We start from the raw sequence: 22,732 nt of genomic DNA on the forward strand, positions 1-22,732 counted from the left end.
TTAAATAAGTATTTTTACTGTTCAATGTAGTAGTTACCTTAAATTTAGCAACGTATTCAAGGCGTTATTTTACTGAAATCTTGATGGCGTTATGAAAATCATCTTTAAGCGGCGTTCGTATCTCTGATATGATTGAGGAAAAACGAAAGGAACTTACATAATGGAAAGCACGCTTCATGAACATTTAAAACTCCAATCTCTTTACTGGCTAAAAGGGAAAGTGACAGACTTGTGTGCAAACGAAGTCAAACTTTTTATTCGGAGAAAAAAGTTAAAAGCGGATGCCGTCGGGATTAACTTAAAAAGAAACGAATCCCGTATTATTGAAGTGAAAGTTTCACGCAGTGATTTCCTTAGAGATGCCGTCCTCCATGCTCCTTATGGATATCACGCAATCGCAGACTATGCCTACCTCATGACTCCTGTGGGCATGATCTCAACAGAAGAAATCCCAAAAGGGTATGGCTTATTAGAAATCGATGACTACGATAAAATTATCGTTAAAAAAAATCCCACCCGCAATCCAAAACCAGTCCTCAAACTGGATACGCTCATTAAACGTACCGCACAAGCAGCGACAAATGCTGTCCTTTTTAAAGAGCTGTCTAAAGAAACAAAGGATGAAACGAAAGGCGCTTTTTCAAGAAATGCAAGTGTTCACTTAATCAGTGCGACCTGCCCTGCATGTAAAAAACGTAATAAATATTTAGTTGGCGTTGACCAAGAGGAAACTCCTTGTAAAGCACGCAAATGCCAAGAAATGATCCCTCTACATCGAGCGAGGGTTCATATTATAACCTCGTACAATGAAGCTTTTCTTAAACAATTACAATCCTTGATGGAACCTTGATATCATTGTGATATCTTTAACGTTTTGGCATGGCTCACCTCTTTGAGCTGTAGGTACCCAAGTACTAACAGAGTAGAAAAATAAGAAGGAATCAAGTCGTAATTTGAAAAAATTAAAATGAGCCTCCCCATTTTTCGCCTTTCACCTATACCTATTAGGTGAAGGGAGAGATGGCTCATGAAATTAATCAACAGTTCAGTTGAGGAATTCAAATCATATTCACAGTTTAAAAGCGTGGGAGAGTTTAATTATCATCTAAGAAAATGGCTTGAGGATCCAGAGACGAAGTTATCTAAAAAAGAAGTCCAAGCAATTCGGAAGCTTTCATGTTTTGCAGTGAAGATTATTGGTGTGTCAAATGCAGGTATCGACACAGTTTTAAAGGCGGCTCAAAAGGAAATATCACGTGCGACGTTTAAACGAATGATTGTAAAAGCAAAAGCTGCAGGAATCCTCACCATTTATCGATTGATTCGTGAAAATGGTGCTTATTCAAGTAACTTATATGTGTTCAACCGCTTTCCAAAAGAAGAGAGTACAGCACAAAGTAAACCCACAATTGAGCCATGCCCCAATAAAGTTTTGAGCCAACATAATCTAAGTTCTTTTAAAACTAAAAATAAAAATAATAAAGAATATAAAGAACGTAATAACGTTACGAGAAGTAAAATGACCCTTCCCTCCTCTTACACAAATGACAAAGTTCCAAAGACTTTTGTAAAACTTGTAAGCTGCTTTTATGACTGTTCCGACACCATTGTGGAATTTTGGGAGATGGCCCGTAAAGCAGCCTGGGAATACCACTATGAAAATGATAGAGATCTATTGGAAAAACAAGCGAGTCTTGCTTTTAAAGAAATGATCGCTAAGCTAAAGCAGCAAAAGGTAAAAAAGCCGATTGCTTATTATTACGGAATACTGAAGAACAAACTAGACAGTGTATATCAATTAGAATTATCCGAATTAGAAACGAAGTATACGGCACCACCCGCCGACCATTGGCTGAATATGCCGTAGTAGTCCAAAGGTTATTAAAGTCCCAACTTTTCTCAAAAAAACTCATTAGGTGGAGTGAAATGGAAAATAAATCCTACAACACCTCGCTTGGCATGAAACGTTAGTAACCCATGAATTGGTGGCTTTTCATTCTCTTGGACACGAGTCACTTTAACCAATAAAGCTACCTTTTTATGTAGAGGCTGCTGATAAGTAGCATACGCCTACATGGCAAGGGGATATGCTCTTTCTCATGGAGAGAATCTGCAAGGAAATACCTCTTCTTTTGCTAAAAGCCTTGCACTTGATTTTGAGATACACATGTGGGAGCCAAGGGTGCTGCTGCAATGTCAGAGACTCCCTCAGGAAAAGCAACAATGGTTTTCTTGCGACGAGGAACCGCAGGAGCAGCAGAAGACCCCGCAGTGAGCACGCCTTTCGCGAATGAGGAGGCAGCGCAGCCATGGAAGCGGCATCCTTTGTATTTGGGTTCTAGAGTTATTCAGCAATCCCTATGTATGAAATCCAATTTCCCGGGTACTTTAATCCTGGGAGGTGATAAAGATGGCAAATAACAATAATAACAACAACCGCAACAACAATAATAATAACAATAACAACAACAACAATAATAATAACAACAACAATCAAGAGTTGAACCTTGAAAATGAAAACGTTGAATTAGCAAACGAAAACGATGCACAAAACCTAAACAACCGCAATAACAATAACAACAACAATAACAACGATTGCTAAGTCAACAAAAATACTCCCTTCTTTATTTACTAAGGGAGGGAGTACTTCGTTTTATCTTTTATTTTTTTCTACGATCGCTTCCAGTAAAGATCAGTGCTAAAAATAATCCAACACCAACTAATAAGAAAAGCATTGATGAACTTACGGCAATAAAGACTTCATTCGTAGCAAATCCTGAGATAGCTCCGACAAATGCTGCAAATAATAGAAGAGCGACCGATATAGCATAAAGCCCCGCGCGTATTTTGTTCATCCCGTATTTTTTCTGTGTTTCCCTTGTCAGTCCAGAATAAGTGATCAACGCACCACCAGGAACGACGAAAACAGCAGAACCTACTACACTTTCTGAAGGGAGATCCATGAAAAACAACATGGCGGTCGTTAATATTCCAAATAAGATCAATAGCGAGCCGACAACAATTCCGGCTGTTGAGATCCGGTTTGACATCGCAGCATACACGGACTGCTTCGCCTTATCCTGGCCTACTTTCCTCATATCATCGACTAACCCGCTTAAATCACCCATGGAAACCACAGCTTCCTTAAACGCCTGATCTTCTTCCATCCCACGTGATTTGTAATCTGTAATTTTTTCTTTCATGTTTGTAGTGAGCTCTTCTTTTAAATCAAAAAGCTGCTGGCTTTCTCCTATATCCGTAAATAAGTTATCAATATATCGTTTCACTTTACGGTCATCATATCTTTTACTATTCCCCATCTTTGATCTCTCCTTTGATCAATTTGTCTAATATTTCCTTAGCGAACATCCACTCTTCTCTATTTTGCTCGTAACGTTTCTCGCCTTCCCGGGTTATCCGATAATATTTACGTCTTCCTCCTTGCGTTTCATCTCCCCAATAGGAAAGAATATAGCCTTCTTTCTCTAAACGGCGAAACGCTGTATATAAAGTCGCTTCCTTTAGTTCATACTGATTATTACTTAACTCGATAATCGTTTTGTAGATCTCGTAGCCGTAGCTATCACCTTGCCGAAGAATATTTAAAATAATCGACACCGTATTGCCTCGAATAAGGTCCGTTGATATTGTTCCACTCACGTTACCTCACCTCCTACTATACACTTTATGAAATATTACTGTGTGTGTCAAGGTAATGTGTGTGGAATTTTTTAATCTAATAAAAATTGCTTTATAATTAAGATTAGATCTTCACTCGAATTCCTGGGCACCAGTGCGACATACGTTCTTCCTTCACTTCGTTCGGATTCATGGTGTCTTCAGTAGTTACTTTTCCCGCTGAAGTCGCCGCCTTTCGCTCTTTCGTTATAAATCAATAACGACAATCTATGCGCGAAAAGATTGTTGCTATTTGTTTTTTGAGCTTTTAGGCAAGCGCATGCTTGCCTAAAAGCAACAAACTTTACGAAAACAGCCTATTAAAAACAACGTTAGCTTCCGCCGTATGTTTTAAAGTCTCAATGATGCTTTCCGCCAAATCTTAATGAAACAATGTAGAAAAAAATCAATTTTGTTTAGAATAAGTGGACTTTTGTGTAGAGAAAAGCCTGTTTTATGTAGAGGTTGCTGAATAAGTAGCATACGCCTACATGGCAAGAGGATATGCTCTTTCTCATGGAGAGAATCTGCAAGGAAATAACTCTTCTTTTGCTAAAAGCCTTGCACTTGATTTTGAGAGAGCCAAGGAGGCTGATGCGTTGCCTGCGGAAAGCGAACCATGGAAGCGGCACCCTTTGTATTTGGGTTCTAGAGTTATTCAGCAATCCCTATGTAAAAATTTCTCCCAACAACAGGAAGGGATGCACCCTAAATGGCACATCCCTTTCGAATTTATTTACTTATCGCAAAACCAACCTTCCCAAGCTGATTCGCTTTTTCCAGCTTATTGAATGCTTCTTCGTATTGCTCAAGAGGAAATACCTCATCCAACACCGGTCTAATTTCATGTGTCTTAATAAATGAAAGCATTTCTTTATACTCCTCCGAACTCCCCATCGTAGAGCCGAGCAGGTTAAGCTGCCCGTAGAAAAACTTCCTCAAATCAAAATCAATCATATCACCTGTAGATGAGCCAAATGTAACAATCGTTCCACCACGCCGCAACGTATCAAGCGATTTATTAAACGTTGCTGCTCCGACACATTCAATGACGAGATCCATTTTTGCTCCACCAAGCTCTTGCTCCCAATCTCCGTGACTGTCAATAGCTTTTTCAGCGCCTAATTCAAGCGCTTTTGTTCGTTTTTCTTCTGAACGCGACGATACATATACAGTAGCTCCAGCAGCTTTGGCAAATTGTAAGAGAAATGTTGCAACACCACTGCCGATTCCCGGAATAAAAACCTTCATACCTGGTTGAACCTCGCCTCTTGTAAACAAAGCGCGATAAGCAGTTAGTGCAGCTAACGAGAGTACACCAGCTTCTTCCCAAGTTAAATAATCCGGCTTAGTTTCGACACTGTCCGCTGGTACGATCACATACTCTGCAAAAGTTCCGTCACTGGGGAAGCCGAGTACTTCAAACCCTTGCGGCGGAGCATCACTGGTGTTGGGCCAGTGTAATCCTGGATTAATCATCACTTCATCGCCGATTTTTACATTAGACACATTTTCTCCTATTGAATCAATGACGCCAGCACCGTCAGATCCGATTATAAACGGTGGATCCGTTTCTTTGTGACGATCAAGAACGAACAAGTCCCGGTGATTAAGACCAGCTGCCTTTACCTTGATACGCACTTGTTCGGATTCTGGCTCTGTCACCTTCATATCTGAAAAGGATAGCCCATTAAACCCTTTTATCTTTTCATGGATTACTGCTTTCATCGAATCGCTCCTTATGCTGCAGATGTAAATTCTAGTATAAAGAAAACTTTGCGCAATTTCTAATGGAAGGCGTCAGGAAATGTCATTTTTAGCGTGTAAATCTTACCTCTCCCCTTAACAAAAACACTACCTTCTTCCTATATACGATTCTATTTTCATACTAATTAAACACTTTCTATTAGAAAAATAGACCTATCTTTCTGCATGCTCCAAATAATGACAAACTATTTCGACTTTTTATGTTATATTTTCTTCATCTAAGGGGGTGAGGGTCAAAAAAAGGGTGGTGGTGTCATTTTAAAGAGTCATGAAAAAAAATTGGGAGGTTTTGCTATGAAAAATAAGTTTATTCTAGTTACATTTAGTTTCCTTTTGTTTCTTTCGCTTTTTTCAGTTCCTTCCTTTTCCGATGCATCGGACGAATTGCAATTAAATGGGACAATTCTAGAAACAGCCACAGAGTCTACCTACATAGAGATTGAGGACGGTGTAACGCAACCTATTTATTCCACTGAAGATGCTATCGTTGAGGAGCTTTTAGTAGAAACGTCGGTTGATAGTGATGATTCTGGTGAACTAGATCTTGTTTCGATTCAGGTGATGCGACCTAATACGGAGGAAGGAATCGAAGTACCCGTCATTTTTGAAATGAGCCCTTATCGTGCTGGGTTAGACTGGTCGGTTCCTTTCTTTGACGTCGATGTAGAGCTCAACCCTGTGCCTCATCCTGGAAAAGGCAGAGGACGCGGTCCGAATGCTGAGCCCGCCACTCTTGGTAATTTAGGAAACTACTATGTTCCACGCGGGTATGCAGTTATTTTAGGAGAAAGCATTGGTAGTGGAAAGTCAACTGGTTGTGCTACGACGGGTGACTACCAAGAGATTCTCGGAACAAAAGCCGTTATTGACTGGCTGAATGGCGAAGCACGAGCATTTAACTCAGATGGTGAAGAAGTCTCAGCTGATTGGACAACAGGAAACGTCGGAATGGTCGGGGCATCGTATAACGGAACATTGCCAAACGGTCTTGCAACTACTGGTGTTGAAGGTTTAAAGACGATTGTACCGATCGTTGCGATCAGCAGCTGGTATGACTACTTCAGAGCAAACGGTGCCGTTGTTGCGCCTGGCGGTTATCAAGGTGAGGACGCGAGCGTTTTAGCTGGGTTCGTAACGACGCGTGATGATGCTGAAGTTTGTAAAGACGTTCTTGATCAACTCGTGATCGATGAAGACCGTGTAACAGGTGATTATAATGAATTTTGGGACGACCGTAACTATCTAAACGATGTAAAAAATATTGAAGCGAGTGTCCTTCTTGCGCATGGGCTTAACGATTGGAATGTAAAAACAAAGCAATTTGCCCAGTGGTGGGAAGCTTTAGAGCAGCACAATGTTGATCGCAAGCTTTGGCTGCATCAAGGTGGACACGGAGCACCAGGTGGCGGCTGGCAACAAGAACAGCATCGCTGGTTTGACTACTGGTTATATGGTTTAGAAAACGGAATGATGGATGAAGATATGGTCAACATTCAACGTGAAGATCGCTCTTGGGTAGAACAAGAAAACTGGCCGCATGTCGATACAGAGACGACGAAGCTTTATTTAGAGGCTGCTGGTGATGGAACAGGCTCCCTTGAAAGTCGACCGGTTCCGAATGATCCGCACCACTCACAGGAGCTCATTGATGATCCACAAACGCGTGCCAATGATCTTGTAGCAGATCCTGATAGTGACCATCCTAATCGCTTAGTTTATCAAACTGATGTGCTGGCAGAAGATACTCATATGAGCGGAACACCGGAAGTCAGTATCCGGGCTAGCATTGATGAGCCGGTTGCAAACTTAACGGCATTACTTGTTGAGTACGACGAATCTGGTAATGCAAACATTATTACCCGCGGCTGGATGGATCCACAAAACATTCATTCAGATGAACGCTCAATTAGTATCGTTCCAGATCGAGATTATACATTTGAATGGGACATGCAGCCTCATGATTATGTATTCGAAGCCGGAAATCGAATCGGCGTTGTCTTAATCGCAAGTGATTATGATTACACGTTGCGTCCTTCAGGAGGAACGGAAATTTCGGTTGTTCCTACGAGAAGTAAAGTAATGCTTCCGATTGTTGGAGGGAAGAGTGCTTTTCAAGATTAATAGAAGAAAAGCGCAAGGTGCCCGCTAATCGGCGACATGCAAATGTTCTGTCCGATAAAAAGTGCTTTTTACTTTTAATGATTATCCCCTTTGCTCAGAATTATGAAGGCATCAGCCATGTTTACTATTTCACTTTTAATTATGGCTCTTTTCGTATGTATTGTTGCTTTTAATCTTCGCAGCTGAAATAAACTGCGACATATATTACCGCTTCGGAAATACACTACGCTTTCCGTGGAAAGCGACTGTCCGGAGCGGAAATCAATCTACTTCTATGTCGCAGTTTATATATTTTGTGTCAAGAACAACAATCTTTTAGAAAACAGCCTTACTTATAAAGGCCCGAAGACATCACGACACTTCTACAGAAGTATAATATGCTTCTCATATGAATGATTTCTAAGCTAATGACATACTCATATTTACTTTTAATCGGGCAGGGTTATTTGACACGGGACGATGGCACCTTACGCTAGACACCGAGACGTAGATTTTGTCGAGTACTATTCAAGTTCATGTGTCCCTGATAAGACCAATACAGGGTAGGTCTTTTCCTCAGCCGGAGTTACCCGATACCATCGGTACTACGCATCCATCCGACTTTTTAAATGACATTTGGTTTTCTCACTTTGTGTCACTTGTCCACCATACTTTCTGTCCGAAAGATCATTCAAGGGTTCCCGAGTTGCCCTATCCTATCTATACCCAGCGTGCCGAGGTCACAGGCTCCGGGGAAACCTCTCCTCACTCGCCCTACCGTTTGGCGGGAGGTTGCTTCCTGAAATTATAAGATCATCAGCTTTCCCAGGTCATAAGATATCAGAGCCGGGTCCCTTCAATCGCTTAGCTTACGGCCCACTGTCTTACTGTCTACGCTTAAAGGTTATGGTTACACACAATCCAATCCTCCAAGACTCATTACGGGTGAGTGTCTAACCCTTTCAACCCATTATAGGATACGTCTTATTCTCCTCGTTCTATAAATTCTGGTCTTTAAAAAAAGAATTGAGTAACAGTCTGGAGACAGTTTCGTTCGCAACTGAATCCATTCCCTTGTCTGGTTTTAATTGTACATAAAAGTTATAAAAGTAGCAGTTGTTAGTATATCTTATCAATCAGTGCTCATTAGTGCTTTTTAAAATCAGGGGATTTATAACAAAAACACATCTCTTTTAACTACTTATTGCCACAATCTAATAATTAACAATTAATAGTAATATATTACTATTTTACATAAAAAGAAGTTATATCATTCCAGATGACGCCACTTTGTGCAATATTATCCAATGCTGCAAGCTAGGAAGGATATAGCAAAGTTTAATAGTAATAACTTTAATTATTTATTCTCTCTCACCTTGCACATATAAATATTGGGGGGATATTCTTTATGATGAATGTTAAAAAAATATGTGGTATTTTTATGGTAGTAATTCTGTTTTTTACAATTACAGTAAGCGAATCTTTTGCAAAAACTAATAATGAAGATGACCTAACCACAGAGGAAATAATTGAAAAGCTAGAAGAAATTGACACAAAGTATGAAGTTGGAGATAGATTAAGTGATGATGATGCAGAGTTTATCAAAGAGTATGCTAAAATGGATGTAGTTTACGAAGCAACAGAGATTCAACCTCTAGGAGGAAATTCCTTTATTAGAACTGGCCAAAATAATAGTGGTAGTGTTAGAGCTAGAGCAGCAGGAACTGTTGGCTCTTCTCACGGGATTATAAATAACTCTTACTATGCTAACTTCACAACAAGTATTACTACCGGTGGTTATCTTGTTAATAGTATTAGAAATAGCGTGTCACATTCAGCATATGGAGCTATTGGTTCTGGAGGCATAGGAAAAGTTTTTTCTGGCTCTAAAGGTACAACATGCGTTACTAATACCTGTGAATCAAATTTGAAAGAAAGTTATTCAGCTTCCGTAGCATATTCAAGTACTATTGCTAGAGCTACAATTAATTGGTCTAGTGGATCGTTTACAATTACTGATTAATTACTAAGGTGGTGAATTCTATGGCTTTTAATAATTTTAATTTTGTTGGGTTTATAATTTTAATCATATCTATTGTACTTCTTGTACTTTTAGGAAAAAAAATTATCAACAAATTAAAACTAAGAGAAAACAAACAATAGAATTCTAATTTTACTAGATAAGAAAAAACGCATAGCGGTTCATTCTTCCTTTATAAAAAAGCTCAAGGCACCAGGAGCTAGACGTCGATACGTATATTTTGATGCTTTCTGAACTCTCGAGAAAAACGCTAGGTGCAGCTTCTAGCGTTTTTCTTCTTGGTTTCTTTTTCCTGATCGAGCTGCACTTAGACTTATGGAGGTGGTCCCAACTTTGCGCGTTTCTCCTGACTCCTATTCTTTCTTAAGCCTCTCGATCCATTGCTGGAAAGCTTCAAGACACTCATCTAGGATGTCAAGCGTACTTTCATCGCTGATCTTCCCTTCGTTATCGAATAGCTTGTGGGCGCTTCCGATATAAACTTCTGGTTGGTTAAGGACGTGAGCACCGCATGCAGTAAGGGTCTGCTTTACTTGTACTTGGGCAAATGCGGTTCCGAGAATGCTCGGGGACGCGCCAATGACAGCTGCTGGTTTTCCGTTTAAAGCATTTCTATTGGTCATGCTTCCAGCCCAATCAAGCGCATTCTTTAATACTCCGGGTATGCCGTGACTATACTCAGGTGTGACGATAAAAACCCCATCAGCTTCAATAATTTTCTCTTTAAACGCTTGGACTGCTAGTGGATCGCCACCTTCTTCGTCATCTGCATTAAAAAGTGGAATGTCACTTAGCACCACGATTTCAAATTCAAAGACACCCTCACTCTGACTTTTCACCTGGTCAAGTACTTTTTTATTTAAAGATTCTTTACGCAAGCTTCCGGCAAATCCAATCACTTTTTTCATCGATAATATCCTCCTCTTTACTTTGCTCCTCTTTACCCATCTTCGGTAATCCTTTAGCTGTTTCCTTCATTTCCAAGTAACATCAATTGACGGTATCCTTCCATTCCTTTAAGATAAAGAGGGATTATTATTTCTAGTTGCGAAATATTTGTCCAAAAAGATGACGGGCCTATTATCGGGCTTCGTCTTTCTTTTTTGATATTAGCCATCATATTTTTATAAAATTGAGTGTTCGAGTTTTTGAACTTCCTCTATAAGAAAGAAGGATTTCCTATGGAAAATAAAACAACAACGCAACCTAATATTGATCCTAAACTTCGATCAAGACTTATTTTGCTATTGTGTACAATTCTAGTTTTTACCGTAATGAATGGGACGATGTTTAATGTCGCCATTCCCGATATTGCTGAACACTTCGAACTTATGCCTTCCCAAGTTAGCTGGGTTATGACCGGTTATATTCTCGTTTTCTCGATCGGTTCGTTAATGTATGGAAAACTTGCAGATATCTATCCGATCAAAAACATTTTAACAATTGGAATCATTCTATTTGCTAGTGGCGCAACCCTTGGTCTCTTTGCGCCAAACTACCCTACTCTTCTCATTGCAAGAATCATTCAAGCAATGGGAGGCGCTACAATTCCTGCACTCGCATTTATTATTCCAGCTCGTTTTATACCTGGTGAAAGAGGAAAGGTCTTTGGCATCATCTCTTCTACTGTCGCATTCGCTTCCGGTGTGGGCCCGATTGCGGGTGGAATCATCGGGGGTATATTAAGCTGGCGGTTCCTATTCTTAATCTCAATGGCTTCAGTGATTGCGATTCCGTTTTTAAGAAAATGGATTCCTGATGAAGAAAAACGAGAAGGCGTCGTTGACTTTCTTGGCGCATTTTTTGTTGCTGCTACTGTTGCAGGCTTACTCATTTTCATAACAACCGGGCAGTGGTGGGCGATTATTTTGTTTTTCGTGTCGCTCGGACTATTCATTTGGCGGACTATCACTTATGCACATCCGTTTATCCAACCATCATTACTCAAAAACAAACAGTATTCGGCTACTGTACTAACGAGCTTTCTCGGTACGAGTGTTTTGTTTGGGATGATCTTTATCATTCCGATTATGATGCGTGATTTACATGGAATAAATACCCTCGCAATCGGTCTCGTTCTTTTTCCTGGTGCGATGGCTGCAGGGCTGATTGGTCGAGCTGGTGGCCGACTAATTGACAGTAAAGGAAGCGTGCCGATTGTAAAATTAGCCTTAGTATTAGTGGCAGTAGGAACTCTATTAATCTCAACTTTTTCCGGGTACCACCCTGCGCTCATTGCAGGCTGTTTATTGGTCACTTATTTAGGATTCCCGCTTATCCAAAGCTCCACGGCCAACCTGCTTTCCACTGTTATTCCCGGAAAGCAAACCGGTGTCGGAATCGGCCTTTTCAATTTGTTAAATTTCATGTCAGCAGCGATCGGCAGTGCGATTTATGGTAGAATCTTAGATATGGAATCAACGAGCTTTTTGCTGAACCCTCTTTCACAAAGAGGCGACAATATTATTTACGCTAATCTTTTCTTATCCTTAACGATTATTGCAACTCTGGCACTTATTCTCTTCACAAAAACGATTGATGAAAAACAAGCTCGACCTTCTTCTTCTTAACATGAAGAGCGCAAATCTTACAAGATACTTCCTTAACCATCACTCATCCTGTCTGACATGTTCAGGCAGGATGTTTTTATGTCAAAATTTCGGGAAAGATTTTGTATGTTTACCCCTTTTCAATTTAGTTTAAGCGCTTTAAAATGAGGGTAATTGGAGATATAGAGAGATAAATAATGATCATCGCTTTAAATCACTCTATATCATTAATAAGAGGCTATAATCGTCATTTTGTTCATGTCTGTTTTCCTTATTTTATTAGATTTAGGAGGTCGCAAGATGAAAAAAACGTTTCTCGGGCTAGGCGTTGTGTTTTTGTTTGCGGTCATCGGTCACTTTTTCATGTAAGCAGCAGTGGGTGCCCCGAACGTTGATGAACCAACGTTTGGGGCACCCATTTTTTGTTATCTCAGTCTAAAAGGAGGCGTGCCATCAAAAAAGCGACAAACGTTACAACTATACCGATTGATCAAATCGTTTTCCTTTGCCTGTTAGTGATCGTTCGTAGTGCTGGACTTGTTTGTTTTTTCTAGCATTTTGATGTTGTCTTTCGAAGTAATCCCGGCTGCCTAGAGGGTATTTTAACGTTTTTGAAAGTTGGGCACGCTGGACTTCAGCGACTCGGTTAATCATCGGTGCAGCAGATTGATGCCTGTTGCCATAAATCAAGACTTGTTCGTCTCGAACTGGTGGAACATATCCCATCTTAATCACCTCACCTAACGTTTTCCCTGTTTTAAATGAAAATACATAAAATACGTGAAAGTTCACTATAATCCAGCCTGTATTTTTGATAAGATAAGGAAGTTATCTAAATCAAGCAAAACACGGGGTGAAACAATGCAACGTGCTTTACATAAACACACAACCTATGAGCTGCCTTCTCTTGAGCGAGGAGCTTTACATTCGCTATATCAAAAAAGTAAAAAAGGAGAACTTCTGTGTCCTTATTGTCGTGAGCCTGTTCAATTACACGTGAACCTTCACGTGCCTCCTTCCTTTGTCCACCGAAAACCGAAGCAGGAATGTGAGGAAGCTGATGAACAAGCTCTCCATTCATCAGCTGAAAAGCCAACTATGAAGGAAGAAGAAACTCCGCTTCAAAACCAAGTGGGCGCTTTCTCTCTTCCTGTAAAAAAAACCATTACATCTTCTACTCGTCCTGAAACAAAAAAGCAAGCTTGCTGGAAACCGAGCCATTATTTTGCTAATTCACTTCCCTTTCATGCTACAACGAAAACTGTAAATTCGCGTTCTGAGAGTAAAGATCCGGTTCTTTTAAAGATTGAGCAAAAGGGAACACCGCTAAATCCACATCAGCAAGAGGCAGTGACGACTTTGGACGGGCCACTCCTGCTATTAGCTGGTGCCGGGAGCGGGAAGACACGGGTGCTTACCTCTAGAGCTGCTTATTTACTCAAAACAAAGCATGTAAAACCTGAGAATATGATGCTCGTCACGTTTACCCAAAAAGCGGCAGCTGAGATGAAAGACCGGCTAGAAACTCAGTTTGGGTTAGAACGCAGAACCATCCAGCGCCTTGTATCAGGTACGTTTCACAGCTTGTTTTATAAAATGCTGATGCACCATTCACCCGACCTCTGGAAGCCCGACCAATTACTTAAACACCAGTGGCAAAAGGAAAAAATCATTTTCTTTGCTTTACGGGAGCTATCCATTGATGAACGAGACTTTGCCATTGATGGCGCCTTATCTACCATTTCAGCTTGGAAAAATGATGGTAAAAACCCTAAAAACGTAGAGACAGCAGACCATTGGGAAAAACAAGTAAAAGACATCTTCAGAATTTACGAGCAGGAAAAGGCCGCCGCTGGGATGTTTGATTTCGATGATATGCTTCTTGGCTGCTATACAATGTTAACGGAGAATCCGAATTTACTCGCAAAGTACCAACAACGTTTTTCCCATTTTATGATCGATGAGTTTCAAGATATTAACCGCGTTCAATATGACATTATGAAACTTCTTGTTACTCCGCAAAACAATCTTTGTGTCGTTGGTGATGACGATCAATCGATTTACCGATTTCGTGGAAGCAACCCTATTTACATTTTGACGTTTAAAGATACGTTTCCTAATGCTCGGGTAATTCACCTTGAAAACAATTACCGTTCAGAACAAAACATTGTCGAACTTGCGAACGGACTTATTGCTCAAAACGAGGATCGTTACGAGAAAAAAATGGCTGCTACGATTGAAAATACGTCTTCTCCGACACTGCTTTTTCCATATGACGAAGAAGAAGAAGCGATCTATATTGTTGAGAATATCAAAAAGCAATTAAAAATGTCGTCGAAACCTGAAGACATCCTTATTCTTTATCGAACGCACGTGCAATCACGAGCCATTTTTGAACGGTTACTGGAAAGCGGCCTTCCATTTTCGATGGAACAAGGAAGCGATTCCTTTTACAATCGTTCTGTCGTCCGTAAAGCGCTCTCGTATTTGCGGTTATCTTTAAATGGGGATGATACAGAAGCGATGCAGGACTGGCTTAGGGTTATGTTTTTAAAGCAATCGATTTTGCTAGAGTTAAAAAGAGCTTCGATTATGTTTGATGAAACGATCCTTGAAGCAACAAAACGTTCTCAAGAGAGCATGACAAGCTTTCAGCGGAAAAAGCTTCTCAATACTCTCCCCCACTTTAAAAAATTAAAGGAGCTGAGCCCTCGTGAAGCTCTCCTCATTGCGCACGAAAAAATGGGGCTCGCTGATTACATTAAGAAAAACGGCAAGGAAGGCAACAAGATGGACCGAGGTTCAGACGACTTTCAAGAACTTCTATCAATCGCGTCTCATTATTCCACGGTTACCGAGTTTCTTTCGCATGTCGATCACATCCGCGCAAAAGTAAAGGTACAGCAAAAAGAAAATCAGCAAAAAGGGATTCAGCTAATGACGATCCACCGTGCTAAAGGACTTGAATTCCCGACTGTTTACATACTTGGCTGTAATGAAGGGACATTGCCTCATGAGCATACTCTTGAAAAACTGAGGGAAGGCGATGAAAGTTATCTAGAAGAAGAACGCCGGCTAATGTACGTCAGTGTGACTCGAGCCAAACGAGAGCTTTTCCTATCAGCTACAGACATGCGCCGCGGGAAAAAGGCGTACCGCTCACGGTTTCTTCGTGATGTTAAGTTCAACATAAAGAAAGATGAACCTATTTTAAATAAGACATAAACGAATCACTTTCATAATTCATTTGTTTAATAAAGCACACACAACTTCAAAATAATATTTCCTCCCATTTTTTTGATTCTTACTTATTGTAAAAAGCGTATCTTTTGGCAGCTCCGTTGGACGAACTGCCGAGCCTCCTCGGTGAAAAGCGCCTTGCGGGGTCTCGGCTAGCCCGTTTTTCCGCAGTAGTCTCACAGATTCCGTTCAACTGAGGACATCATAGAGTGTCCTTTATAATCACATAAAAAACATGCGAGATTACCCGCATGTTTTTTATATCCACCAAAAGGGTGGTTGATCTTCTGGTGTTTTTGATTCTTCTTTGTTCGATTCTTTGTTTTTATTTCCGAACATGTACTTATTCCAATAACTCCATTTAGACTTCTTATTTTCTTCTTCAGGTTGAACTTTAGAAACTTTCTTGGCCTTTTTATTCATAAACCAGCCCCCATTCCCGTCTCGCTAATAACAACATATGTCATTATCATTTGAGGGGTTTGGGCAAGTGACTTGACTTCTTTCCAGTTACTTTTTTCTTTTTCCCCCTCCACATCCACAACCTGATTTTTTTGTTAGTGCTTTGGTTTTAGGTTTTTGACGGTAGGTGACTTTATCTCCTTGAATGGCCGATTTCTTTTTGTAGATTGCTCTTTTGCGCTGCGACTTCAAAGCTGACTTACCCCTTTCCTTCGTAGCTTTCTACTAACAAGCTATGAAAAAGGGGCACAGGCTGTGCTATGCAAAAGCGGAGATCACGCCTCTTCTGGATTATTTTTGTCTTCTTTTCCGATACCAATCTTTTTCATCATCTTCTTTTTTTTCTCCCTCTCGTGAAGCAGGTTGACCTGATGGCATCGTTTTCCGCTCTGGAGGTGAGATTGGAAATGGTTTGCGGCTTTGCTGCTTTCCACCATCTACACTCTTATCAAATTGAAGGAACGGGTTTTGCTGGGTACGATCTTTGTTTGAAAGCTCTCGTTTAGCTGCTGTGACATCTTCTTTCAGCTGGGTAATCTCTTCGCCATTTTTCTTTAACTCCTCTTTTAATAACGAATTATCATCCGTTAATTCTTGAATTTTCACTTTGGCAAGAAGCAAATCATTTTTCTCTTCTTCCCACCGGGTTTTTTCTTTTAAATAATCCTCCAGTTTCTCACTTTGTTCTTTCTTCTTTTCTTCCCATTCTTCTTTCTGTGATTGTAAAACATCGACCTTTTGTTGAAGTTCTTTTTTTCCAATGGATATTTGGTCGTACGTTTCTTTTAATTCTTCATATTTTAATGTAAGGACTTCATTGGCTTCTTTTAATTCATCTAGCTGCCTGTAATGGTAGTTTTCTTGATAACGATGAATCTTCTCACGGCATTGCTTGAGTTCTGCCTGCAAATAAATGATCCGTTGTTTCAGTTGCATGGTGGACAGTTTTTCTAATGACATGACCTTACGCATGAGCATCTCCCTTCATTGTTCAGATTGGTCTCCTTTATAACCATATGTACGGCTTTTAATAATCTTGCGTAAAAACAAGCCCAACATCTTTTTTCATTATGGGAGGATGCACAATTTTAAGCCCTCTTCATACTATGAAGTAGTCCCCGACAAAGGAACTACCATGAATGAAAGGATGATCAAGGCATGGCAGAGTTTGAGCCTCTCTGTATAAGAGCAGAAAAACTATATGACTGGGTAACACGTCAAGTTGATAAAGAGTTAACATTCTCTGGTGAGGCAGGGTTAGCCGAATTAGACTTTGACTGTGACGGCGAAGAAGGAGCAGACGATCCGTGTGAGTTTCTCCCAGCTGGAGAAGACTTTATCGTTACTGTCGTACCAGTTGGTGATCCAGAGTGCAGTGAAGTGGGAACAAGAAGAGATATCTTTATCCCCGATTTAGACATTGAATTACAGGAAGTAAAAATCCGAAAGCAAGGAACGTTCATCGTTGAGCTTCGCTTAGAAGAAGATGAGGATCCTGTTTGTACATCCGGTGAAATTGACTTCTGTCTATTCGAGAAATTCTTACTTTGCGCCCCTGAAGGTACCGAGATAGACTGCGATATTTTCGACTTTGAAGGTACTGGCGTCGTTTGCTGTATCAACGGAGAATTCAGCTCCCTTCAATTAACGCTTCACATTTGTCAGTCAGTGCAAGCTTTCGCGAATGTAATTCTTGAAATTGAAGGTACTGAATGCAAGCCGCGCGAAGATATGATTCTACCAATTACACGTGTATGCCCAGAGATTACATTTCCGCCACAATGTCCGGAGATATTCCCTCCGAAGCACGCACAAAAAGACTGCTAAGCAAACGTTAGATCAGATTGATGAACCTCTCATCAATCTGATTTTATTTTTAGTTTAAAACATATTAAAATCGATGCTTCAATATCTAGCGCAAGCGACAAGTATTACTTCGTGAATAAGCTGCGGATTGTCTCAGGCGGATACACAAAGGAGCATGAGTAAAAGAGACAGCTACAAGGTCAACTAAGACTTTCGCCTTTTTGGGCGATAAGTCAAGTTTGCTATGTCGCACGACGCCAAATAGCGCTTTGTTGCATATGAGTGACAAGGCAAGCTAAGTTTTCTTTATTTTGACTTCTCATAAATCCAAGTCTTGCATACATATTGGATATCAAGGCTTAATCGAGGTGAAATAATGAAGTCTAAACAGACCTATCAGCAGCGAAAACAAGATGATTCCAAATTACAGCTTGAACAAAAGATCCTCCATTACCGCTCAGAAGTCAACAAATATAAACAACAGGTGGAAGATTTGGAGAAACGTTTAAAAGTACAGAAATCAATAGAGACTCAACGGAAGTCCAACATAATTGAGAAGAAGCAAGAGACTATTACTTCCGCTAATGCCTACTTTAGCCACTCTGTTTTCTTGCCGGATAAAGAAGACAAAGAGGACGAACAAATTCATGTCGTCGGCCATTTCACTCTGGAAAATACCGGGAACCAAATCCTCCACGATCCCGTCTTTTGCTTTCGTACCAAGCCTGCAGAACGCATTAATATTGGTGGAAAAATTCGCTTAAGACAACCACTAGATCAAACGTGGATGGCACCTAAAGAAGAGTGGATCTATGTGCAAAATGACTGGAGAGAATGGGTAAAAACAAGGGGTGAACATTGGTTAAAACCGACTCATATTGACACGATTAAGCCGGGAGAGAAAGCCGTTTTCTCTAATTTTGATATGACGATCATTCCTATTGATGAAGACGAACATCTTTTAGTTGAGGGCTTTTGCTATACAAGAGAGATGCAAAAAGGAATTTCTGCGGCGAACACAATCAGTCTTTATTTATAAGGGGGAGAAAAGCATGAAAATCATCTATGTTGCATCTCCTTCTTTGAAGAATGCGCACCGTATCGACCAAGGGCTTATTTCTGCTTTTCAAGAAGAAGGAATTGAAGTCTTTTCTCTTCGTTTACTACCTCATTGTCAATCAGAACTTTTTAATATAATAGAAGAAAAAGATCCCGACTTTATTTTCTGTCTGTTTATGAAAGCCGAATGGGACGGCTTTTTTTCTTTTTTTGATAACGTCTCTATTCCGACCATCGCCTGGTTCTATGAAGACCCTCACACGATAGATTATAGTAAACGACACATTCATTATTTTCATTTCGTCTTTTCATCAGAGAAAAATGCAGTGCCTTTCTATCGAGAGCTCGGTCATCAGAGTACTTTTTATCTCCCACATGCTTTTGATCCTTCTCTTTATTTTTATGAACAGCATGATAAATCAATCTACCAAAGTGACCTTTGTCTAGTAGGAGATGCAGATGAAAAAAGAGTCTCTTATATTCGCTACTTATACGAGCATTCCGATTGGAAAATAACTGTTGTCGGGCGAGGGTGGACCGAAGCATTAAAGGACGTTAAACCGTCTCCTAGAATGCAGCGGGTAAATTATTGGGTTCCTGCTCGCGTAGCCCGGCTTTTTTACTCTAACTCTCGTATCGTGTTAAATCTTCCGTATTCAAATAAAAGAAAAACCGAAAACGAGGCGAATATTCCATGCGATAGCCCCTCTCCGTCGCTTTTTGAAATCGCAGGATGTAAGGCTTTTCAAATTGCAGAGAGAAAAAAAGGAATAAATGAGCAATTCCACTCTGCAAAAACTATTGTTCAAGTCAACTCAAAAGAGGAGTGTCTAGCGATCGCCAGCCATTATATGAATGAACACGACAAACGGAAATTAATGGCGGAAGCCGCCTATAATGAAGTTATCTGCCGCCATACGTATCGTCAGCGTATGAAGAATTTGTTGATAGCTTTTGCTAAAACTCAATAAAGATAATTCACGACGACTGCTTGAATAATAGCTCCTAATCCGGCGACAGCCAGCACGACAATAACGAAATAAAACACGGTTGGTACTAGCCAAAGTCCTAATACTAAAAAAATCGCCGACCATACTGCTGTACACCAATGACAACTGATAATCTCACCAATTAAATATCGTAAGCCCGTTCCTTTAGGCTCGTAGTAAGGTTCGTTTTCATCGTCTACGAGGTTAAGAAAATGGTCTCTCAACCTCTGCATAATCTGGTCGTACACAATGAGGTGTGTAAGACGGAACGTTGCAAAGGAAAGTAATAGAAAAAGAAACCAACTGAAATCCATACCGATCCCCTTCCTGACCATTCTTTCTTACCAGTTTATGTACGATTTTATAATGCGTCCTGGTTGTTTGTCTTACTTATTGATAAAGATACGAAATCATGATAAAAGGTACGCCTTCCATTTAAGATCCAAGGAAGGTTTTTTCTTTTTCCCGGTAAGCAGGTTATATATCCATGCAAATAAAAGGGCTGGTGAATATAGTGAGAGGGAGATATACAACCAGGAGGAGATACTATGTCCGACCAGCAAATAACTCCTTGGGAACTTGACGAAACAACAGGTGAGTTTTTTGTACCGTCATATATAGAAGAGATGGCGCAAAAGGTCATCGATCGTTACGATATGAAAGTAACATCGATGGAGGTAATCACAACGAAAGAAGATAAAGGCGGTCTCATCTGGAAAATCGAGACGAACCATGGGCCGAGAAGTTTAAAAATTTTACACCGGCGCCCGTCAAGAAGCCTATTTAGCATTTATGCACAAGAATATTTAGTCCACGAAAAGAAAGCTCGAATCCCGGAGATTATTCATTCTAAAGATGGATTACCGTATGTTGAAATGGGCGGTAAAGTGTGGTTTGTAGCGGAATGGATTGAACCCTTAACCCAAGTGGCCCAGGATCTTGAAGGATCGAAAGCACTCTGTCATGCCATCGGAGAATTTCACACGCTCTCAAAAGGGTACACCCCTCCTAAAGGAGCTGAGAATGCCAGCAGGCTATATCGTTGGCCAAGAACGTACGAAAAAGTCGTTAAAAAAATGAGTTGGTTTCGAAATATTGCTCAGTACTATCACGAGATGCCAGCAAGCCCGACGATTTTATCTGTTTTAGATCGTTTTGAGGAACAAGCAAAGCAATCCTTAGATCACTTAAACCAATCGGCTTATGACTCCCTCGTGAGCCGTGGAAATAAAGAATGGGGCCTCGTTCACCAAGACTACGGATTTTCAAATGGCCAAATGGGTGCTGACGGGATGTGGATCATAGACCTGGACGGTGTCGCTTATGACATCGGAATTCGTGATTTACGTAAACTAATTACCGGGACGATGGACGACTTAGGAACCTGGGATGTGGCATGGATGAGGGCCATGATTGAAGCCTATCACGAAACACACCCGATTGAGCCTGACGTTTATGATCTGCTGCTCATCGATATGTCTTTGCCAAATGAGTTTTATAAAAATGTTAAAGAAATGGTGTATGAACCAACGTTATTTATGGATGGCGAACTCGATGCACTTTGTAAACGCATTGCGGAAACCGACCAAACGAAGTGGCCTGCTATAGAAGAACTTCGCCAGATGAAAGGGGATATTCTAAAATGAAAATAGCCATTGTTTGTACCGAAAAACTCCCCGTTCCTCCTATTCGAGGCGGAGCGATTCAAACCTATATTGCAGGAGCTCTACCCACTTTAAAAAAGAATCATACGATCACTGTCATTGGTCGCTCAGACAAAGATTTACCCGATCGTGAAACGAACGAGGGGATCCATTATGTGAGAGTGACCGGCGGTTTACTCGAAACTTACCGGGACGGTGTCGTAGACGCGCTTCGAAACGAAACGTTTGATGTGATTCATATTTTTAACCGCCCGCTCTTAGTTGCTCCCGTTCGTGCTGTCGCTCCTCAGTCAAGATTAATATTAAGCATGCATAATGATATGTTTAAACGTGAGAAAATCTCTCCTGAAGAAGCGAATGAGGCGGTTCAGCAGGTAGATAAAATTATAACGATTAGTAATTATATTGGCCAATCGATCCAACAAGATTATCCGGAATCTGCACCAAAGCTAAAAACGATCTATTCTGGCGTAGACTTAAACCAATTTGTTCCCGCTTCCACTTCTCAAGGTAAAAAGTATCGTAATCAAGTTCGTAAAGAGCACAACCTCGAGTCAAAAAAAGTAATTATGTTTGCGGGGCGTCTATCTGCAAATAAAGGAGTCGATGTCCTGCTCGAGGCCATGCCAGCGCTTGCGAAAAAACACTCGGACATTGCCCTGGTCCTCGTAGGAAGTAAGTGGTTTAGTGATAACTCTATCAATGATTATGGCGCTTACGTCAGGGCTCTCGCACAACGGATGCCAATTCCGGTGATTGCAACTGGATTCGTGTCCCCAGAAGATATTCAAAAATGGTATGCTGCAGCAGACATTTTTGTTTGCCCTTCTCAATGGCAAGAGCCTCTCGCGCGTGTGCATTACGAAGCGATGGCCGCTGCCCTCCCAATCGTAACGACCGCCAGAGGTGGAAACCCTGAAGTCATTGATATTGGGAAAAATGGGTTTGTTGTTGAAGAACCTGAGAACCCGCAATCATTTGTCGAACCGATCTTAAAATTGTTAGCTAATCCCTCACTCGCAAAAGAGATCGGAGCAAATGGGCGCCGTATGGCTGAAGAACGTTTTCAATGGTCCCGCGTCGTCACTGATATTCTTTCTGTTTGGCAAGAAATGGAACAAAACATTAAGACCAGTGCTCCGCTTGGATTATCTACTGATCAAGCGATAGATGGAGTAGAATTAGAAGAAAACGAGCTCGAACCCGTTGAAGCAGTTCGACCTGTTGAGGAAATTGAAGAGAAGCAGCCTGAAAGAATTTACCGATATACAAACAACCCTCCTGCTAAACCGAAATTATGGGTGAAAAGGCTTCGCACTGGTTAACACGCAATATAGCTGATAATGGCTTCATCACATAGCCGTCGTAAAAAAAGAA

Annotated in this window: 21 protein-coding genes; 13 read left to right on the forward strand and 8 right to left on the reverse strand. The window is 40.7% G+C overall.

The genetic code is table 11. The features are described from left to right. The first annotated feature begins 160 nt into the window (after positions 1 to 160). The 4 genes from CDZ94_RS06430 (at position 161) to CDZ94_RS21195 (ending at position 2,602) form a co-directional block, all read left to right on the forward strand. Entirely contained in the window at positions 161 to 850 is a 690-nt protein-coding gene (locus tag CDZ94_RS06430; protein ID WP_096435686.1) for a hypothetical protein, read from the forward strand. A 177-nt stretch (positions 851 to 1,027) separates the two neighbouring features. After that, complete coding sequence (locus CDZ94_RS06435) at positions 1,028 to 1,867, forward strand: hypothetical protein (RefSeq protein WP_096435687.1); 840 nt, start codon at positions 1,028 to 1,030, stop codon at positions 1,865 to 1,867. Between the two features lie 326 nt (positions 1,868 to 2,193). Further along, a complete protein-coding gene (locus CDZ94_RS21190) occupies positions 2,194 to 2,421 on the forward strand; it encodes a hypothetical protein (RefSeq protein WP_096435688.1) in 228 nt (75 codons plus the stop codon). Further along, positions 2,411 to 2,602: a hypothetical protein gene (locus CDZ94_RS21195; protein ID WP_096435689.1), complete on the forward strand. Its 192-nt coding sequence runs from the start codon at positions 2,411 to 2,413 to the stop codon at positions 2,600 to 2,602. The genes CDZ94_RS21190 and CDZ94_RS21195 overlap by 11 nt, the downstream gene beginning before the upstream one ends. Before the next feature lie 58 nt (positions 2,603 to 2,660). Here CDZ94_RS21195 and CDZ94_RS06450 read toward each other — a convergent pair whose 3' ends face one another. The 3 genes from CDZ94_RS06450 to CDZ94_RS06460 all read right to left on the reverse strand — a co-directional run bounded on the left by CDZ94_RS06450 (position 2,661) and on the right by CDZ94_RS06460 (position 5,406). Beyond that, entirely contained in the window at positions 2,661 to 3,320 is a 660-nt protein-coding gene (locus CDZ94_RS06450) for a permease prefix domain 1-containing protein (RefSeq protein WP_096435690.1), read from the reverse strand. After that, positions 3,310 to 3,660 (reverse strand): PadR family transcriptional regulator, encoded by a 351-nt coding sequence (locus tag CDZ94_RS06455; RefSeq protein ID WP_096435691.1) that lies wholly within the window; start codon positions 3,658 to 3,660, stop codon positions 3,310 to 3,312. Before CDZ94_RS06455 ends, CDZ94_RS06450 begins: the two co-directional genes overlap by 11 nt. Positions 3,661 to 4,410: 750 nt before the next feature. Further along, positions 4,411 to 5,406 carry a zinc-binding dehydrogenase gene (locus CDZ94_RS06460; protein WP_096435692.1) on the reverse strand — a complete coding sequence of 332 codons (996 nt, stop codon included), beginning with the start codon at positions 5,404 to 5,406 and terminating at the stop codon, positions 4,411 to 4,413. Between the two features lie 333 nt (positions 5,407 to 5,739). On the opposite strand from CDZ94_RS06460, the gene CDZ94_RS06465 reads away from it, so the two are divergent. Continuing rightward, positions 5,740 to 7,566 (forward strand): Xaa-Pro dipeptidyl-peptidase, encoded by a 1,827-nt coding sequence (locus tag CDZ94_RS06465; RefSeq protein ID WP_096435693.1) that lies wholly within the window; start codon positions 5,740 to 5,742, stop codon positions 7,564 to 7,566. A gap of 1,387 nt (positions 7,567 to 8,953) precedes the next feature. After that, entirely contained in the window at positions 8,954 to 9,568 is a 615-nt protein-coding gene (locus CDZ94_RS06470; RefSeq protein WP_096435694.1) for a hypothetical protein, read from the forward strand. 371 nt (positions 9,569 to 9,939) lie between these two features. Here the strand turns inward: CDZ94_RS06470 and CDZ94_RS06475 are convergent, their stop codons facing one another. Next, a complete protein-coding gene (locus CDZ94_RS06475; RefSeq protein WP_096435695.1) occupies positions 9,940 to 10,494 on the reverse strand; it encodes an NADPH-dependent FMN reductase in 555 nt (184 codons plus the stop codon). Positions 10,495 to 10,767: 273 nt separating this feature from the next. Here CDZ94_RS06475 and CDZ94_RS06480 point away from each other — a divergent pair, with 273 nt between their 5' ends. Then, complete coding sequence (locus tag CDZ94_RS06480; RefSeq protein ID WP_096435696.1) at positions 10,768 to 12,156, forward strand: MFS transporter; 1,389 nt, start codon at positions 10,768 to 10,770, stop codon at positions 12,154 to 12,156. A 456-nt stretch (positions 12,157 to 12,612) separates the two neighbouring features. Here the strand turns inward: CDZ94_RS06480 and CDZ94_RS06485 are convergent, their stop codons facing one another. Beyond that, positions 12,613 to 12,927: a hypothetical protein gene (locus CDZ94_RS06485; RefSeq protein ID WP_096435697.1), complete on the reverse strand. Its 315-nt coding sequence runs from the start codon at positions 12,925 to 12,927 to the stop codon at positions 12,613 to 12,615. Positions 12,928 to 12,996: 69 nt separating this feature from the next. Here CDZ94_RS06485 and CDZ94_RS06490 point away from each other — a divergent pair, with 69 nt between their 5' ends. After that, positions 12,997 to 15,360: a UvrD-helicase domain-containing protein gene (locus CDZ94_RS06490; RefSeq protein ID WP_096435698.1), complete on the forward strand. Its 2,364-nt coding sequence runs from the start codon at positions 12,997 to 12,999 to the stop codon at positions 15,358 to 15,360. Positions 15,361 to 15,633: 273 nt separating this feature from the next. Here the strand turns inward: CDZ94_RS06490 and CDZ94_RS21200 are convergent, their stop codons facing one another. Then, the gene (locus tag CDZ94_RS21200) at positions 15,634 to 15,798 is read right to left on the reverse strand and encodes a hypothetical protein (protein WP_157811945.1); all 165 of its coding nucleotides are present in this window, start codon (positions 15,796 to 15,798) and stop codon (positions 15,634 to 15,636) included. A 330-nt stretch (positions 15,799 to 16,128) separates the two neighbouring features. Continuing rightward, complete coding sequence (locus tag CDZ94_RS06495; RefSeq protein ID WP_096435699.1) at positions 16,129 to 16,809, reverse strand: hypothetical protein; 681 nt, start codon at positions 16,807 to 16,809, stop codon at positions 16,129 to 16,131. 186 nt (positions 16,810 to 16,995) lie between these two features. On the opposite strand from CDZ94_RS06495, the gene CDZ94_RS06500 reads away from it, so the two are divergent. From CDZ94_RS06500 to CDZ94_RS06510, 3 genes are all read left to right on the forward strand, one after another. Then, entirely contained in the window at positions 16,996 to 17,664 is a 669-nt protein-coding gene (locus tag CDZ94_RS06500; protein ID WP_096435700.1) for a BMQ_0737 family morphogenetic spore coat protein, read from the forward strand. A gap of 355 nt (positions 17,665 to 18,019) precedes the next feature. Continuing rightward, positions 18,020 to 18,682, forward strand: coding sequence for a hypothetical protein (locus CDZ94_RS06505; protein WP_096435701.1), 663 nt, complete (start codon positions 18,020 to 18,022; stop codon positions 18,680 to 18,682). Positions 18,683 to 18,695: 13 nt separating this feature from the next. After that, positions 18,696 to 19,673 carry a CgeB family protein gene (locus CDZ94_RS06510; protein WP_096435702.1) on the forward strand — a complete coding sequence of 326 codons (978 nt, stop codon included), beginning with the start codon at positions 18,696 to 18,698 and terminating at the stop codon, positions 19,671 to 19,673. On the opposite strand, the gene CDZ94_RS06515 is transcribed toward CDZ94_RS06510, so the two are convergent. Continuing rightward, positions 19,667 to 20,005, reverse strand: a complete 339-nt coding sequence (locus CDZ94_RS06515) for a DUF1360 domain-containing protein (protein WP_096435703.1) — start codon at positions 20,003 to 20,005, stop codon at positions 19,667 to 19,669. The genes CDZ94_RS06510 and CDZ94_RS06515 overlap by 7 nt on opposite strands. Before the next feature lie 234 nt (positions 20,006 to 20,239). Here CDZ94_RS06515 and CDZ94_RS06520 point away from each other — a divergent pair, with 234 nt between their 5' ends. After that, a complete protein-coding gene (locus tag CDZ94_RS06520; protein ID WP_096435704.1) occupies positions 20,240 to 21,337 on the forward strand; it encodes a CotS family spore coat protein in 1,098 nt (365 codons plus the stop codon). Further along, a complete protein-coding gene (locus CDZ94_RS06525) occupies positions 21,334 to 22,680 on the forward strand; it encodes a glycosyltransferase family 4 protein (protein ID WP_096435705.1) in 1,347 nt (448 codons plus the stop codon). Before CDZ94_RS06520 ends, CDZ94_RS06525 begins: the two co-directional genes overlap by 4 nt. Positions 22,681 to 22,732: the final 52 nt, after the last annotated feature.

The organism is Alteribacter populi, assembly GCF_002352765.1.
GTDB lineage: Bacteria > Bacillota > Bacilli > Bacillales > Salisediminibacteriaceae > Alteribacter > Alteribacter populi.

Excerpts from the sequence above, each read along its gene's own strand:
- CDZ94_RS06465 (WP_096435693.1), top strand. The coding sequence starts at position 5,740 with ATGAAAAATAAGTTTATTCTAGTTACATTTAGTTTCCTTTTGTTTCTT.
- CDZ94_RS06450 (WP_096435690.1), bottom strand. The coding sequence starts at position 3,320 with ATGGGGAATAGTAAAAGATATGATGACCGTAAAGTGAAACGATATATT.
- CDZ94_RS06490 (WP_096435698.1), top strand. The coding sequence starts at position 12,997 with ATGCAACGTGCTTTACATAAACACACAACCTATGAGCTGCCTTCTCTT.
- CDZ94_RS21195 (WP_096435689.1), top strand. The coding sequence starts at position 2,411 with ATGGCAAATAACAATAATAACAACAACCGCAACAACAATAATAATAAC.
- CDZ94_RS06515 (WP_096435703.1), bottom strand. The coding sequence starts at position 20,005 with ATGGATTTCAGTTGGTTTCTTTTTCTATTACTTTCCTTTGCAACGTTC.
- CDZ94_RS06430 (WP_096435686.1), top strand. The coding sequence starts at position 161 with ATGGAAAGCACGCTTCATGAACATTTAAAACTCCAATCTCTTTACTGG.
- CDZ94_RS06460 (WP_096435692.1), bottom strand. The coding sequence starts at position 5,406 with ATGAAAGCAGTAATCCATGAAAAGATAAAAGGGTTTAATGGGCTATCC.
- CDZ94_RS06480 (WP_096435696.1), top strand. The coding sequence starts at position 10,768 with ATGGAAAATAAAACAACAACGCAACCTAATATTGATCCTAAACTTCGA.
- CDZ94_RS06500 (WP_096435700.1), top strand. The coding sequence starts at position 16,996 with ATGGCAGAGTTTGAGCCTCTCTGTATAAGAGCAGAAAAACTATATGAC.
- CDZ94_RS21190 (WP_096435688.1), top strand. The coding sequence starts at position 2,194 with ATGTCAGAGACTCCCTCAGGAAAAGCAACAATGGTTTTCTTGCGACGA.
- CDZ94_RS06470 (WP_096435694.1), top strand. The coding sequence starts at position 8,954 with ATGATGAATGTTAAAAAAATATGTGGTATTTTTATGGTAGTAATTCTG.
- CDZ94_RS06505 (WP_096435701.1), top strand. The coding sequence starts at position 18,020 with ATGAAGTCTAAACAGACCTATCAGCAGCGAAAACAAGATGATTCCAAA.
- CDZ94_RS06475 (WP_096435695.1), bottom strand. The coding sequence starts at position 10,494 with ATGAAAAAAGTGATTGGATTTGCCGGAAGCTTGCGTAAAGAATCTTTA.
- CDZ94_RS06520 (WP_096435704.1), top strand. The coding sequence starts at position 20,240 with ATGTCCGACCAGCAAATAACTCCTTGGGAACTTGACGAAACAACAGGT.
- CDZ94_RS21200 (WP_157811945.1), bottom strand. The coding sequence starts at position 15,798 with ATGAATAAAAAGGCCAAGAAAGTTTCTAAAGTTCAACCTGAAGAAGAA.
- CDZ94_RS06525 (WP_096435705.1), top strand. The coding sequence starts at position 21,334 with ATGAAAATAGCCATTGTTTGTACCGAAAAACTCCCCGTTCCTCCTATT.
- CDZ94_RS06435 (WP_096435687.1), top strand. The coding sequence starts at position 1,028 with ATGAAATTAATCAACAGTTCAGTTGAGGAATTCAAATCATATTCACAG.
- CDZ94_RS06495 (WP_096435699.1), bottom strand. The coding sequence starts at position 16,809 with ATGCGTAAGGTCATGTCATTAGAAAAACTGTCCACCATGCAACTGAAA.
- CDZ94_RS06510 (WP_096435702.1), top strand. The coding sequence starts at position 18,696 with ATGAAAATCATCTATGTTGCATCTCCTTCTTTGAAGAATGCGCACCGT.